Origin of the sequence: Mesorhizobium sp. M7A.F.Ca.US.002.01.1.1, assembly GCF_004022955.1 — a bacterium.
Lineage (GTDB): Bacteria > Pseudomonadota > Alphaproteobacteria > Rhizobiales > Rhizobiaceae > Mesorhizobium > Mesorhizobium ciceri.
Window position 1 is genome coordinate 20,373 of record NZ_RZQE01000004.1, and the last position, 14,581, is coordinate 34,953.

At 63.2% G+C, this 14,581-nt stretch carries 10 protein-coding genes; 6 read left to right on the forward strand and 4 right to left on the reverse strand.

The window, feature by feature from the left end; genetic code table 11:
- The first annotated feature begins 27 nt into the window (after positions 1–27).
- The gene (locus EN932_RS01250) at positions 28–765 is read left to right on the forward strand and encodes a GntR family transcriptional regulator (RefSeq protein WP_013528131.1); all 738 of its coding nucleotides are present in this window, start codon (positions 28–30) and stop codon (positions 763–765) included.
- A gap of 33 nt (positions 766–798) precedes the next feature.
- Here EN932_RS01250 and EN932_RS01255 read toward each other — a convergent pair whose 3' ends face one another.
- The 4 genes from EN932_RS01255 to EN932_RS01270 form a co-directional block, all read right to left on the reverse strand.
- A complete protein-coding gene (locus EN932_RS01255; RefSeq protein ID WP_084015555.1) occupies positions 799–2,028 on the reverse strand; it encodes an aminotransferase class III-fold pyridoxal phosphate-dependent enzyme in 1,230 nt (409 codons plus the stop codon).
- A gap of 119 nt (positions 2,029–2,147) precedes the next feature.
- Complete coding sequence (locus EN932_RS01260) at positions 2,148–3,710, reverse strand: ABC transporter substrate-binding protein (RefSeq protein WP_164747171.1); 1,563 nt, start codon at positions 3,708–3,710, stop codon at positions 2,148–2,150.
- Between the two features lie 88 nt (positions 3,711–3,798).
- Positions 3,799–5,973, reverse strand: coding sequence for an alpha-ketoacid dehydrogenase subunit alpha/beta (locus EN932_RS01265; RefSeq protein ID WP_127367909.1), 2,175 nt, complete (start codon positions 5,971–5,973; stop codon positions 3,799–3,801).
- Between the two features lie 287 nt (positions 5,974–6,260).
- Positions 6,261–7,040 (reverse strand): helix-turn-helix transcriptional regulator, encoded by a 780-nt coding sequence (locus EN932_RS01270; protein WP_063169873.1) that lies wholly within the window; start codon positions 7,038–7,040, stop codon positions 6,261–6,263.
- 112 nt (positions 7,041–7,152) lie between these two features.
- Here EN932_RS01270 and EN932_RS01275 point away from each other — a divergent pair, with 112 nt between their 5' ends.
- The 5 genes from EN932_RS01275 to EN932_RS01295 all read left to right on the forward strand — a co-directional run bounded on the left by EN932_RS01275 (position 7,153) and on the right by EN932_RS01295 (position 14,450).
- Complete coding sequence (locus EN932_RS01275; RefSeq protein ID WP_127367910.1) at positions 7,153–9,312, forward strand: hydantoinase/oxoprolinase family protein; 2,160 nt, start codon at positions 7,153–7,155, stop codon at positions 9,310–9,312.
- 12 nt (positions 9,313–9,324) lie between these two features.
- The gene (locus tag EN932_RS01280) at positions 9,325–11,529 is read left to right on the forward strand and encodes a hydantoinase B/oxoprolinase family protein (RefSeq protein ID WP_127384626.1); all 2,205 of its coding nucleotides are present in this window, start codon (positions 9,325–9,327) and stop codon (positions 11,527–11,529) included.
- Positions 11,526–12,020 (forward strand): acetone carboxylase subunit gamma, encoded by a 495-nt coding sequence (locus EN932_RS01285; RefSeq protein WP_127367912.1) that lies wholly within the window; start codon positions 11,526–11,528, stop codon positions 12,018–12,020. Before EN932_RS01280 ends, EN932_RS01285 begins: the two co-directional genes overlap by 4 nt.
- Before the next feature lie 87 nt (positions 12,021–12,107).
- Complete coding sequence (locus tag EN932_RS01290) at positions 12,108–12,935, forward strand: SDR family NAD(P)-dependent oxidoreductase (RefSeq protein ID WP_127367913.1); 828 nt, start codon at positions 12,108–12,110, stop codon at positions 12,933–12,935.
- A 201-nt stretch (positions 12,936–13,136) separates the two neighbouring features.
- Positions 13,137–14,450: an O-antigen ligase gene (locus EN932_RS01295; protein ID WP_127367914.1), complete on the forward strand. Its 1,314-nt coding sequence runs from the start codon at positions 13,137–13,139 to the stop codon at positions 14,448–14,450.
- The last annotated feature ends 131 nt before the right edge of the window (positions 14,451–14,581 follow it).

A 14,581-nucleotide genomic window follows, 5' to 3' on the forward strand; every position in this document is an offset into this window, starting at 1 on the left:
GCGCTGTTGCAAGAACGGAGAGCGGATGTGACTGCTTCTATCGCGCCGATCGCGCGCGACAATCTGACGACGCGTGTCTATGAGGAGCTTCGCCGTGCCATGATGGAAGGCCGTTTCTGGCCGGGCCATCGCTTCAAGATCCGCGACCTTGCCGCCAGCCTTCAGGTGTCCGAGACGCCGGTGCGCGAGGCGCTGATGCAGTTGGTGCGCGAAAAAGGCCTGGAGATGGAGGCCGGCCGTTCGATCACCGTCGCCCAGCTGTCGCTGGCTCAGTATCTGGAACTGCGCAGCATCAGGCTGCATCTCGAAGGCATGGCGGGTGCCGCGGCAACGACGCGCATCGAGCCGCGCGAGATCGACCGTCTGGCGGCGGTGCATGAGAAACTCATTGCCAACGAGGACAATGGCCGCTGGTTCGAAGCCGTCCGCGACAATTGGGAATTCCATCACTCGATCTACCAGGCGGCGCAAATGCCGGAGCTGCTGGCCATCATCGAGGGAATCTGGCTGCGCAACGGACCGCTGGTGAACTACCAGTACCCGCACGCCCGGCCGACCTATGACGGCCGCCACCGGCATCTCGACATTCTTGAAGCGCTGCGGGCGCGCGACGAGAACGGTGTGCGCAAGGGCATTCAGCAGGACATGATCGAAGGCGGCCGCCTGCTGGTCAAGGTTCTCGAACGGCTGAACGACGGCGCGGTCACGCCGGAGGAACTGCGCCGCGCTGCGCAGAACGGCCGACTGGTGTCGGCCACCGGCTGAACAGTTTGTTCCTTTCCACCGCATTGGCGCCGGTCACGCCACCTGCGCCGCGGCGGCCATGCCCGCATCGGCAGCCTGCAGGGCGAGATCTATATCTTTTGCGGTGTGCGCAGCACTCAGGAACATGTTGTGCCGGGGATGGAAATAGGCGCCTTCGCGCAAGGCGGCCGAGCAGAAGGCGTTGGCCAGCTTGAATTCGGCATCGCCGTCGAACAGCACCATCGGCATCGACACCGGACCTGTCTGTCGCAGCGAAAGACCATGCTTCTTCGCTGCAGCATCGAGGCCTGAGCGCAGCCTGTCGCCGGCCTGTGTCATGTGGGTGACGGCGTCGGTGTCGCGCAGTGTGCTGATGGTGGCGATCGCCGCGGCCATTGCGACGGCGCCATACCAGAACGAACCCGTCACATAGACCTTGGTCGCGGCTTCGCGAAACCGGTCGGTGCCTGCGATGGCGGCCAGCGGATAGCCATTGGCGATCGCCTTCGAAAAGGCGGACAGGTCCGGCCGTACGCCGAGCGGCTCCCAGCTGCCGGCGAGGTCGATGCGGAAGCCGGCCCTGACATCATCGACGATCAGCGCCGCATCGGCGGCGGTGGTGAGTTCGCGCGCCCGTTTGGCGAAGGCGGCGGTCGGCAGTTCCTGGTCGCGGGCGATGTCGTGCCGGAAGGCAGTGACGACGACAGCAGCGAGATCGTTGCCGGCCTGCTCGACGGCCGCTTCGAGGCTGGCGACGTCATTGTAGTCGAAATGGATCAGATGGGCGCGGTCCTCGGCGGTGACGCCGGCCAGCGATGGCGTGCACCACGGCACGGCGCCGTGATAGGAGCCGCGCGCGACCAGCACCTTGCGTCGGCCGGTGCCGGCGCGCGCGATCGTCACGCAGGCCGTGGTGGCGTCGGTGCCGTTCTTCTGCAGCATTGCCCAGTCGGCATGCGCGACCGTCTTGACCAGCAGTTCCGCCAGCTCGACCAGCACCTCGCCGGGGCCGTTCATCGCATCGCCGAGGCGACGCTGCCGCTCGGCCGCCGCCTCGACCGCCTGATGATGGTGGCCGAGAATGTTGGGCCCCCAACTGCACATCAGGTCGATGTATTCGTGCCCGTCGACGTCCCAGACCCGGCAGCCGTCGGCGCGTTCGAAGAATTGTGGATAGGCGGAGCCGAGATAGCGCGTCGCCATGTGTCCCCACATGCCGCCCGGAATGACCGAGGCCGCACGCTCGCGCAGCAACTGGTCCTTGGAGTTGATCAGGGAAGGCATGACGAGGTCTCCGCTCATTGATATATCATATATTGAATGTGATGTTGGAAGAACAGGATTTGCTGGCCTTCCGGGATGGAGAACAGGGAGGCGACAGTCGCCTCCCTGTATTGTTTTGCTCAGTGGCTGAGTTCTGCCAGCGGCAGGTTGCAGCAGGCGCTGTAGCGCACGCCCTTGACGTCCGACTTGTAGGCCAGGATCAGGTTCGGGCTGATCAGCGGCAGGATGATCCTGTCCTTGATCATCTCCTCGCCGGCCTGGTGCCACAGCTTGGCGGCCTCGTCGCCGCTTGCCGCAAGGGCTGCCTTGTAGATATCCGCTTCCTTCGGGTTGAGCACCGACGGGTCGCGCTCCGCGCCGGCACGGCGCGACCAAGGGCTGCCCTTCGTCATGGCGAAATAGTCGATGTATTGCGAGGTGCCGTAATAGTCCGGCGCGTAGAACACCGCCGTCATTGGGATGCCGTCGCCATTGACGCGCTCGCGCCAATTGGCGAAGGGGATCGGCTGCAGGTCGAGCTTGATGTTGATCTTGGCCAGATCCTGCTGAACCTTCTGCATCAAGAGCGAGAGATCGACGCCGTAGACGTTCATGCCGGGGAACGCTGCCTCCATCTCGAAGCCGTCGGCGTGTCCGGCCTTGGCCAGAAGTTCCTTTGCCTTGGCAACGTCATAGGGCTGCGCCTCGAAGCCCGAACCGCCGGGGAAGCCGAGCGGGATCGGCGCGCTGATCAGCTGACCCTCGGAGCCGATGGTGAAGTCGAGGATAGCAGGACGGTCGAGACCGAGCGAAATGGCCTCGCGCACTTCGGGCGTCAGCGGCACCTTGTTGGCCTTGGCGCCGGGCGACAGCGCCACATAGATGAAGTTGTAGGACGGCACGGTCTCGATCTTGACGTCGCTGCCGGTCATCGTCTTGGCCGTGTCCGGGTCGATCTGCATGGCGATATCGGCGGTGCCGCTCTGCAGCATCTGCGCCTGCGCCACCGCATCCTTGGTCTGGCGTATGACGACTTCGCTCAGCGCCGGCGCCGTGCGCCAGTACTTGTCGTTGCGCGCCAGCCGCAGTTCCGAATTGGGCTCATAGGATTTCAGCACGAACGGCGCGCTGCCGGCCGAATGGGCCAGGAACCAGGCCTCGGCATTGTCTGTCGTCGAGGCGTCCGCATCGGCCTTGGCGCCGGCTTCGGAAGCAACCTTGCTGTTGACGACCGCTGCGTAGGGCGCCGCCGCGATGTTGAGGAATTCGGAGCTCGGCGCGACCATCTTGACGACGACCGTATGCGCGTCCGGAGTCTCGATCGAGGCGACATTGTCCATCAGGAACGAGGCGCTGCCCTTGAGGTTCTTCAGCCGCTCCCAGGACCATTTGACGTCCTTGGCTTCGACAGGCGAACCGTCCGAGAATTTGGCGGCCGGGTCGAGCGTAAAGGTGAAGCTGCTCTGGTCGGCATTGCCTTCCCACTTCGAGGCGAGCAGCGGGATCAGCTTGTTGTCCTTGTCCAGCGTCAGCAGCGATTCGTAGACGCTGGAATTGTAGATCTGGCAGGTGTCGCAGAAGGCGCGGTGCGGATCGAGCGAATTGAGGTCGATGTTACGCGCGATGACCAGCGGCTTGCTGTCCTGCGCGAAAGTGGCAGGCGCCCAGAAGGCGCTGGTGGCCAGCAGCACGGCCGCCAGCATCGTCGCCCTGGTCTTGGCTCTTGGTAGGATCGTCATGTCCATTTCATTCTCCCATTTTCTTGTCAGATCTTTGTGGCAATGCGTTGCTCTATCCACCCACGGCAATGAGGGATTGAAGCGCGGCCTTGAGCTTATCAGCGCCGCCCAGTGCGGCGCGGTTGAGCGGGGCCGATACGACGGGAGCCGAGAGGCTTCCCGTCACATGCAGGATCTCGTGATCGAGATAGTCGAACACGCGATCCTGAATCTCTTGTGTCAGCCGTCCGCCAAGCGACAGTCCACGCTGCACCTGCTCGACGACGGCCACCCGGTTGGTCTTGCGGATCGAGGCCTCCACCATCGGCCAGTCGAGCCCGGTCGGGTCGAGGCTGCGCAGGTCGATGATCTCGGCATCGACGCCGGTCTCCTCGACCACCTGCTTGGCGACGGCGACCATGCTGGCACTGGTGAGCAAGGTGCAGGCACTGCCCGGCCTGACGGTTTTCGCCTTGCCGAGTCGCACGCAATAATCGCGGTCATCCGCAGGCACAGGCCCTTCGCTCGGGAACAGTTCGACATGCTCGATGACGACGACCGGATCGTCGCATTTCAGCGCCGAATTCATCAGGCCGATATAGTCGAAGGGCGTCGTCGGGGCGACGATGCGCCAGCCGGGAAACAGCGCGAACAGGCCAGACGGATCGCCCGAATGCTGCGAGCCGTAGCCGGTGTGCGGCGAGACGCGCACCCGGATCACGATCGGCACCGGGAAGCCGCCGCCGAACATGTGGCGCACCTTGCTGACCGCATTGAACAGCTGGTCGGCGGCAACCAGGCAGAAATCGCCGAACATGATCTCGACGATAGGCCGCAGCCCGCAAAGCGCTGCACCCAGCGCCACGCCGACAAAACCGTTCTCGGCGATGGGCATTGCCAGTACACGCTCCGGCCAGCGTTCCAGCGCACCCTTTGTGGCGCCCGAAACGCCGCCGCGCAGCCGGTGCACATCCTCGCCCATGATAATGATGCGCGAATCCTTTTCCATGGCGCGCGCAATCACCTCGGACGCGGCAACCATGAACTTGACCGGCCTGGTGTCGGCTGGCGGCATATCCTCGATCTCGAGGAAACGCTCGCCCTTCAGTTCGGAAAGATCACCGCGTATCTGGTTGTCGACGCCGCCTGGGTCTGGCCACAGATGGTCGGGAATGCCCAGCGCGTTGCCACTCATTTCGGTGAGCGAATCGGCAGCGGTGTTGACCACCTCCATGACGCGCTGGTCGAGTGTGCCGAGGTCGGAAGCGTTCAAAATGCCCATCGTCTTCAGGCGAGCCGCCATCGTGACCAGCGGATCGCGCGCTTTCCAGGCGTCTTCCTCGGCCCGCGTGCGGTAGCCGAATTCGCTACCCGGGCGCGCGCCGCTCTGATGCAGGAAGCGGTAGCAAAGCGCCTCGACCAGCACCGGGCCACCGTCTTCCTCGATCGCCCGGCGCGCCTCGCGCATGGCATGGTGGACCGCCACCACATCCATGCCGTCGCATTCGATGCCGCGAAAGCCGAGCATAGGTCCGCGCGAGGCCAGCCGCGTCTCGCGCGTCTGCTCGTTGATGTGCGTCGAGACGGCATAGAGATTGTTTTCGGCGAAAAAGATCACCGGCAGCCGGTAGAGCGCGGCGATGTTCATCGCCTCATAGGCCGGCCCCGCCATCATCGTGCCGTCGCCGAAAAAGGCGACCGAGATGTTGCCGGTACCGAGCAGCTTGTCGGCCAGCGCATAGCCGGCCGCATGCGGCAGGTTGCCGCCAATGATCGCGCTGGTGCCAGGGATGCCGGAGGCATCGTCGCGCATATGCATCGAGCCGCCACGGCCGCCGCAATAGCCTGACTTGAGGCCCATGATCTCGGCCATCAAGCCGCGCACCGAGCCCTGCATGTCCGGGTTGAAAGCGTCATGCAACGGGTCGAATCCGCCGGGCGTCTGCGCGTTGACAAGCTTGGCCAAGACCTGGTGATGGGCGCGGTGGGTGCCGTTGATGCGGTCGCCCGTACCGAGCACGGACATGGCGCCGACCGCCGTCGCCTCTTGTCCGATGCTGGCATGCGCCGGACCATGCACCAGCCCGGCATTGGCGAGATCGAGCACTTTTTCCTCGAAACGGCGGATGAGCAGCATCTGCTGATACCAGCGCACCAGGCTCGAAACCTCGGCGTCGTTCCAGTCCGAATCGTCGACGTCGAGCCGCAACCAGGGCGCCGATGGCTGGATCGATGTCTGCTGGACCATGTCAGCTATTTCCGTTCTGGTAGATGATATATCAAATATTTTCTCAGTCGATTGCGTCCGGGCACTTTTCCTGGGCACTGCACTGGCTTGCGGGCACCGCACAAATGGAATTAAATTTCATTTTCTGTGCGAAGCCGAGACTAAGCCGGGACGGCGGCGTTCCGCAAGAGGAATTTTGAAGCCAGTTTTCGAGCCATTCCGGCGACAAGCCCCCTGCACCAATTCACGGAGGGAGCGGCTCTGCAAATCAGGCATTCGGCTGGCGGATCGGCTGGGTAAGCGAGCGGCTAGCGATCGGCCTGATGCTGGAAGAACTGCAAAAACAATTCCCGCTCGGTGGTGATGTCGAGCTTCTCGTAGATGCGCCGGCGATGGTTCTTGACCGTGCCGACGGTGATGCCGAGGCGCTCGGCGATGTTGGCCGTCGGGTGGCCGGCGAGGATCAACTGAACCAATTCCCGCTCGCGCAGCGACAGCTCCGGCCACAGACTGGCCGGGATCGTCGGCTCCTGCCGGGGCGAGGCGCCGGGGCCTGTCGGCGCCGACGTGCGGGAGAATTTGGTTCCGCGCGCCTTGATGTCGAGCGCATGCAGCGCCTCGAATACAGGCAACCGCTCGTCCAGCAAAGCGATCTCGCTCTCCTTGAACGACGTGGTCGAGCGGTCGAGGAAGATGCCGAGGCACCAGTCGCCGCCATCGGCAAGCATGATGCCGACCTCGTCGCAGATCTCCGACTGCGCCAGGAAGCCGGCAATGTACTGGCCGCGCTTGGCCTCGTCGTCGGCGAGCCGTTTCAGCGGCATGATGCCCAACCTGCGCTCGCGCCGCCACGAGGCATAGAACGGGTCGAACACGTAGTAATTGTGGAGATAGCGCCGGACCATCTCATCCGAGAAGCGCCGGTGCTTGATGAATTCGGGTGTCTGCGTCGCCGAATAGCGCGTCACCGTGACGAGGTCGTGGTCGATGTCGGCGCCGATCAGGTCGATCAGGCAGTCGACATGCCTGTCCGTGCCGATGGCGGCGATCGCTTTGGCGAGCGGCGCCCAGATATTGCCCATGCCCATGCCCTTTTCTCGGCGATGTCAGCCCAACCGTCATTGTGTCTTTAGGCATATGGCGCGAGGCCATCCAATGAATCTAGCCTGGCGTCAACCTAGACCAGATCCCGAGGCGACCGTGACCCAACCCAATCTCACCGCCCCCATTGTCGGCAACCCAATCGTCATCGGCATCGACGCCGGCGGCACCATGACCGACACGATCCTTGTCGATCAGGACGGCCACTTCAAGATCGGCAAGTCGGCGACCACGCCGAAGAACGAAGCCGAGGGTTTTCTGGCCTCGGCCGAGGACGCGGCGGATGCCTGGGGCATCTCGCTGGAATCATTGTTTTCAGGCGTCAACGTCGTGCTCTATTCCGGCACCGGCATGCTGAACACGCTGTTGTCGCGCACCGGCCGCCGGCTCGGCCTGATCACCACCAAGGGCCTCGAGGACATGATCCTGATGGGCCGCGGGCTGCAGGCCTGGGCCGATTATTCCTACGCCGACCGGCTGCATGCGGTCACCCACCATCATCCCGATCCGCTGGTGCCGCGCCGCCGCACCCATGGCGTCACCGAGCGGATCGACCAGTTCGGCGACGTCGTGCTGCCGCTCTATGAGCACGAGGTTTCTGCAGCCGCAAAAAAACTGATCGCCGACGAGGTCGAAGCGATCTGCATCATGACCATCTTCTCGCACGTCAATCCGGTGCACGAGAAGCGCATCGCGGAAATCTGCCGCGAAGAGGTCGACAAGGCCGGCGCCGACATCATCGTCTACACCAGCCACGAGGTCCGCCCGGTCATCCGCGAGCAGTCGCGGCTGAACTCGGTCCTGATCGAGGCCTACGCCACCTCGCGCGGCCGCAAGCAGCTTAGGGGTATCGAGGACGTCTCGAAGAAATACGGCTTCAAATATGGCGTGCAGACGCTGCTCTCCTTCGGCGGCCTGACCTCGATCAACCATCCGCGCCTGCATGAAACCATGATCTCCGGCCCGATCGGCGGCATCCTCGGTGCTGCCTATGTCGGCAAGCTGATCGGCAATGATTCGCTGATCTGCTCGGACATGGGCGGCACCTCTTTCGACATGGGCGTTATCACGCGCGGCCAGACGCGGATCGAGAACGAGCCGCTGATGGATCGCTTCAAGCTCAACGTGCCGACGCTGCACCTCGATACGATCGGTGCCGGCGCCGGCATGATCCTCAAGGTCGATCCGCTGACCAAGAAAGTCTCGCTTGGACCGGAAAGCGCCGGCTCCGATCCAGGTCCGATTTGCTTCGCCAGGGGCGGCACCGAACCGACCATTGCCGATTGCGATGCGATTCTCGGCCGTCTCAACCCGCACTATTTCCTCGGCGGCAAGGTCGTGCTGCAGGTCGAAAAGGCCCGCCGCGCCTTCCAGGAGAAATGCTCCGACATCCTGGGCGTCGGGCTGGAGGAAGCCGCCGAAGGCATGATCGACATGCTGGAGGCCGACGCCAACAACGCGCTGCGCCGCGTCATTTCGGGCCAGGGCATCCATCCCTCCGAGTTCACGCTGCTGTCCTATGGCGGCTCTGGCCCGCTGCACCTGGCCGGCTGTTCCAGGGGCATCGGCTTCAAGGACATCATCACCTTCCAGTTTGCGGCCGCCTTCTCCGCCTTCGGCTGCACCACGGCTGATTTCATGCGCCGGCATTCGGTGTCGACGCAGCACGACATCCCGTCACGCGCCGATGAGGCGACGCTGGCCGCCTTCGGCGTCAAGGTCACCACGGTCTGGAACGATCTGACCAAGGCCGCGGTCGACGAGATGATCGCCGACGGCCATGCGCGCGAGAAGATCAGGACCGTGCCGTTCCTGATGATGCGCTACACCGGCCAGCTCGAGGATGTCGAAGTCATGGCGCCGCTGGCTGAGGTCAACTCGGCCGACGACATGCGCAGTGTTATCGACGAGTTCGAGGCGGTCTACGCCAAGGTCAATCATCGCGTGTCGCGCTACGGCGAGGCCGGCTTCACCATCACCGAACTCGGGCTGATCGCCACCGCCGACAAGGTCAAACCGGTGCTGCTCAAGCGTCCGCTTGGCAAGTCGGATCCGGCTTCCGCGCACAAGGGCGTGCGTGAGGCCTATATCGGCGGACGCTGGCACAAGGCCAATCTCTACGAGATGGACCTGCTGCAGCCCGGTCACGAAGTCATCGGTCCGGCCATCATCGAACACCCCGCCACCACGCTCGTCGTTCATCCGCAGGACCGCGTCCATGTCGATGAATGGACGCTGCTGCACTACACCCACGCTTGAGAGGGCACCGCCATGTTGGACAAACCTGCCTCGGCCCTGCGCCTTCGCGAAAGACTGCTCGATTCCGAGCGGCTGATGGAAGAGACCGGCTGCTATGACGGCATCACGGAACTCACGCTGCGCAACCAGGATCCGCTGAAGTTCGAGACGCTGCACACCAAGCTGCGCGCCTATTGCGTCTCGGCTCGCGAAATGGCCCGCCGCATCTCGGCCTCGCCCGGCGTGCGCGAAGTCGGCGAGATGGTGGTCGCCATCTATACGCCCGAAGGCGACGCCATCGCGCTCTCCAACGGCATCATGGTGCATGTCCATACGATGAGCCGCTTCATCAAATGGATGATCAAGAACAATTACGAGGAAAACCCGAAAATCCGTGAAGGCGATATCTTCGCCAACAACGACGCCTTCATCGGCACCGTGCAGGTGCCTGATGTCATGGATGTGGTGCCGATCTTCCATGAAGGCACGCTGGTCGGCTGGGCCGGTGCCGTCTGCCACGAACTGGAAGCCGGCGGCATCACGCCGGGCGGCGATGTCTGCCTGGCGCAGGAGCGCTTCACCGAAGGCCTGTTCGTCTGCGCCGAGAAGATCGGCGAGAATGACGAGATCCGGCGCGACTACGTCATCCGCTGCGAGCGCAATCTGCGCATGCCGATCTACTGGGTGCTCGACGAGAAGGCCAAGGTCGCCTCCTGCATCGACATGCGCGAAAGCGTCAAGCAGCTGATCTCCGAGATCGGCCTCGACTACTGGATGAAGGTGTCGAAGGAGTTCATCGAGGAAGGCCGTCGCGCCCAGCTCGCCCGCACCCGCCAGCTCACCGTGCCCGGCATCTACCGCGGCCACACGTTCTACGGCCATGTCACGGCGGGAAAGCCCGGCTTCCAGCTGCTCGGCGATCCCGACTGGCTCTACAACATCCCGATCGAGATGGAGATCACGTCAGACGGCAAGATCACCATGGACTTCGAGGGCACGCAGCCCTGGGGCTACCATTCGATGAACTGCACGCCGGCCGGCATGGATGGCGGCATGTTCGTGACGCTGACCCAGCACATGAATTTCGAAGGCCTGGTCAATGACGGTGCCTGGATGGCGACCGAACTGAAACTGCCGCACGGCACCTGGACCAACCCCGACAACGAGATGGTGGCCACCGCCACCTCATGGGCGCTGCTGCTGCCGGCCTACGGCGTTTTCCAGCGGCTTTTGTCGCGCAGTTTTGTCGCGCGCGGCTTCGTCGAGGAGGCCTTTGTCGGCCAGGTCAACAGCCCGATGATCGAGATGGGCGGCGAAAGCCAATACGGCACGCCGTTCGGCATGGCGCATTTCGAGTGCGCTGCCGCCGGGTCCGGGGCGCTCGCCATCAAGGACGGTCTCGACACCGCCTATGTCGGCTGGAACCCGGAATCCGACATGGGCAACATCGAGGTCTGGGAACAGTCGATGCCGATGGTCTATATCGGCCGTTCGATCGTGCCGAATTCCGGCGGCGCCGGCAAATATCGCGGTGGCTGTTCCTTCGTCTCGACCTGGCTGATCAACAAGACCTCACATCTGCGGCTCCACACCTCCGAGCACTCCTCGCGCGTGTTCGACAATGGCGGCATGTGCGGTGGTTATCCGGCGCCGACCTGCCAGAAGCATCGCGCGGTGCGCAACTCAGACATTCACGAACTGGCAGCAAAAGGCGAACCGCTGGCGCATGCGCCCGGCATCGACCCTGACGTCTCCGACTACGAGAAGAACATCGGCGGCGACCATGTCGTGGTCGAAGGCCCCTACATCACCTCGCCGCACAAATCCGGCGACATCTTCAGCCATTCCTACAATGGCGGTGGCGGCTATGGCGACGTGCTGGAGCGCGATCCGATCAAGACGGCATGGGATGTCGAGAACGGCTTTCTCACCCGTGAAGCGGCGGACCAGGTTTTCGGCATTGTGCTGAAGGACGATGAAGACGGTTATCCCGTCGCCGATATCGACGCCACGGTCGAACGCCGCGCCGCCATGCGCAAAGAGCGCCTGGCTAACGCGATTCCGGTGGCGGATTGGATCGCCAAGGAGCGTGGCCGCGTCGGAAAGGCCGACTTCGCGCCCGAAGTGAAGAAAATGTACGCCAGCGCGATCAAGCTGTCGTCGCGCTTCACCAAGGAATTCAGCGATTTCTGGAACGTCGACGCCAAATCGATCTTCACGCCGGGAGCCAAGCCATGACCTCATACAGCAAGGAAGTTCTGGGCGATCTGGCCGCCGGCAAGCTGCCCTGGCCGCAGACAAGGCGCATCATGAGTGCCTACAAGGATGACGACCGTTTCTTCAAGATGGTTGCCGTCTATCAGGATCGTGTCGCCTGGAAGGACCCGATCCTGCTGCCGGTCTCGGACCATCTGTTCATCTGCCAGAGTGGCGATGAGCGCATTACCCGCTGCGAATGCGGCCACTCCTTCGGCGACTATCGGAAGAACTGGAAGCTCAACGCCGTGATTAACGTGCGCAACACCGAGGAGGCTTTGCGCGAGATCTATCCCAACAGCGATCTCCCTGATCCCGAATGGATGGAAATCCGGGAGTTCATCTGCCCGGAGTGCGGGACGCTGCATGAGGTCGAGGCGGCGGCACCCGGTTATCCCATCGTGCATGATTTCGAACCCGACCTCGAAGGCTTTTATCGCGAATGGCTGGGCAGACCGCTTCAGGGGTCCTGAACCCTCGTCGATGGAGGCTGCGCCGCTGTGATTGCCAAATCCGGTCAGGACTGATTGCCTGCCCAAACGAAGCGGAGACCGTGCGCCATGAACAACCTTTCCGGCCGTAGCGCCATCGTGACCGGCGGTTTCTCGGGCATGGGCTTCGCCATTGCCACGGCTTTGGCCGAGGCTGGGGCCAATGTCGCCGTCGGCTCCTACATCGCGCCTGCCGGTGCCGACAGATCCGATGCCGCCTACTATCCGGCCGCCGACGAGATCGAGCGCGTGCGCTCGGCCCTTGCCGTCCATGGAACGAAAGTTCACGCCGCACACCTTGACGTTCGCGACAGCGACGTCACCAACCGTTTCGCGGCTGACGCCGAGACGGCCATCGGCCCCGCCGACATTCTGGTCAACGCCGCCGGCACCACCGCCGAGCAGCCGGTCTGCGGCCATTCCGACGCGCTTTGGGACAAGATCGTCGACACCAACCTGACCGGCGCCTTCCGCGTCACGCGTGCCGTGCTGCCGGGTATGATCGAGCGCGGCTGGGGCCGCATCGTCAACATTGGCTCGACGGCCGCCTTGGTCGGGTGGAAGGACAACCCGGCCTACTGCGCGTCCAAGGCCGGCCTGCTGGGTCTCACCCGCTGCGTGGCGCTGGAAGGGGCGGCGCATGGCGTCACCTGCGTTATGATCAGCCCGACCTGGGTCGAGACCGAACTGATGCGCCGCAATGTGGCGCAGGTCGTCGAGCGCGAAGGCAAGGGGCGCACGCCAGAGGAAGCGATGGCCGAGATCGCCAGGGGCAACCCGCAGCAGCGCCTGCTGCAGCCGCAGGAGATTGCCGCTCTGGCCGTCTTCCTGTGCTCGGATCTCGCCAAGGGCATCACCATGGAAAACATCCAGATCACCGGCGGAGCGCTTTGGTAGCGTCTCGGACACGCAACCGGCTGATCTCTCCGCAGATGCCTCGCTGTAAGACAAGGTGACCGGATTTGCCATTGAGCGCCGGGCGCAATAGGTTATATTGCACTGCACAATGGAGACGCCGTTTATTGCACGCCCATGTCTGCGAAGATTCCGGCCGGCTCATGGCTTGCCGGCCCTGGGTCGTGTCGGCGGGACTCTGAGATGAAGATTCCAAAGTCCCTGCTGATCGATCCCGAGAAGAATTCGGTCTATGGCGCCTTTGCCGTAGCCGTTTCGATCTGGGCGTTTTCTTATTCGGTCATCTTCGGCCAGATATTGATCCTGGCCTACTATGCGGTCTGGCTCCCGCTCATCCTGGTCGACTACCGGCGGTTTGTGAGGCATCTGTCCAGCGCCTGGCTGCCGCTGCTGTTTGCTGCCTATGTCTGCTTCTCGGTTTTCTGGTCGCAGGCTCCCGGCGTCACCGCAAGGACGTCGGTCCAGTATTTTTCCCATATTGCCTGCGCCTACGTAGCTGCGCGCACCGTCAGCGTGCGCACGCTGACCATAGGGGCGCTGATCGGGATATTTGTCGTCCTCATCTATTCGCTGAAGGTCGGGAACTATTCCGAGGATGTCCTCGACGGCACCGTCAACTTCGTCGGCGCCTTCGCCTCCAAGAACCAGATCGGCTTTGTCGGCTCGCTCGGCATCTATTTCTGCGTCGTCTTCCTTGCGTTCTACAGGCGCGGCCGGCTGAGCTTCATCCTGGCGGTGCCCGTCGTGCTGCTGTCGGCCTATGTCCTGGTCGCCTCGCATTCCGCCACCTCGATGGCCTCGATACCCGCGGTTCTGGCGCTGGTGGCGCTTCTTGCGATGAGCAAACTTCTGTCACGACGCTATCGCCGGGTCATCTTCCTGATCGGCGCCGGCCTGCTGGTCGTGACGGCCTTCGTCGCCTTGAATCTCGGGTTGATGGACTTCGTCCTCGGCCTCTTCGGCAAGGATTCGACGCTCACCGGGCGAACCTATCTGTGGGAGCAAGGCTGGAACACGGTCCAGAAATCGCCGATTCTCGGCGTCGGCTATGCCGCCTATTGGGTGCAGGGTTTCGCTGAAGCCGAGCGGCTGTGGAACGAATTCTACATCACCACCCGCACCGGCTTCCACTTCCACAACACCTATATCGAGGCCCTCGTCGAACTCGGCTTCGTCGGAGCGACGCTGGTGTCGCTGATCATGCTGCGCACGCTCTACGGCCACGTCTCGGCGGTGATCTTCAAGGCATGGCAGGCGGACTCGGTGATCCTTTTCGGCGTGATGGTCCTGCTGCTGATCCGCTCCTTCGTCGAGGTCGAGATACTCAACCCCTACATCATGGGTTCTTTCCTGATGTATTTCAGCTTCTTCAAGCTGGCGCGGCTGCCTGTTACCCGCAGGCGGCGGTCGCCGGCTCTGGAGCCGGCTGACGCGGCCGGGGGCGAGACTGACTGGCCTCGGTATGCCGGCCATCCGGCGGGCGCCGGTCCCTCATAAATTATCATCTCGCGGGCTGAAGGGGGCGGTCTTCCTTTTTGAGCAAGCATGTGCTCGGACGGGAAGCCTCGATCCCGAGACGGCTATTATAGTTTCCGCAGGGGTTCAAACAACTGAGCCAGAGCCTCATC

Excerpts from the sequence above, each read along its gene's own strand:
- EN932_RS01255 (WP_084015555.1), bottom strand. The coding sequence starts at position 2,028 with ATGCCTTCCCTGATCAACTCCAAGGACCAGTTGCTGCGCGAGCGTGCG.
- EN932_RS01270 (WP_063169873.1), bottom strand. The coding sequence starts at position 7,040 with ATGGGCATGGGCAATATCTGGGCGCCGCTCGCCAAAGCGATCGCCGCC.
- EN932_RS01295 (WP_127367914.1), top strand. The coding sequence starts at position 13,137 with ATGAAGATTCCAAAGTCCCTGCTGATCGATCCCGAGAAGAATTCGGTC.
- EN932_RS01280 (WP_127384626.1), top strand. The coding sequence starts at position 9,325 with ATGTTGGACAAACCTGCCTCGGCCCTGCGCCTTCGCGAAAGACTGCTC.
- EN932_RS01285 (WP_127367912.1), top strand. The coding sequence starts at position 11,526 with ATGACCTCATACAGCAAGGAAGTTCTGGGCGATCTGGCCGCCGGCAAG.
- EN932_RS01260 (WP_164747171.1), bottom strand. The coding sequence starts at position 3,710 with ATGCTGGCGGCCGTGCTGCTGGCCACCAGCGCCTTCTGGGCGCCTGCC.
- EN932_RS01290 (WP_127367913.1), top strand. The coding sequence starts at position 12,108 with ATGAACAACCTTTCCGGCCGTAGCGCCATCGTGACCGGCGGTTTCTCG.
- EN932_RS01265 (WP_127367909.1), bottom strand. The coding sequence starts at position 5,973 with ATGGTCCAGCAGACATCGATCCAGCCATCGGCGCCCTGGTTGCGGCTC.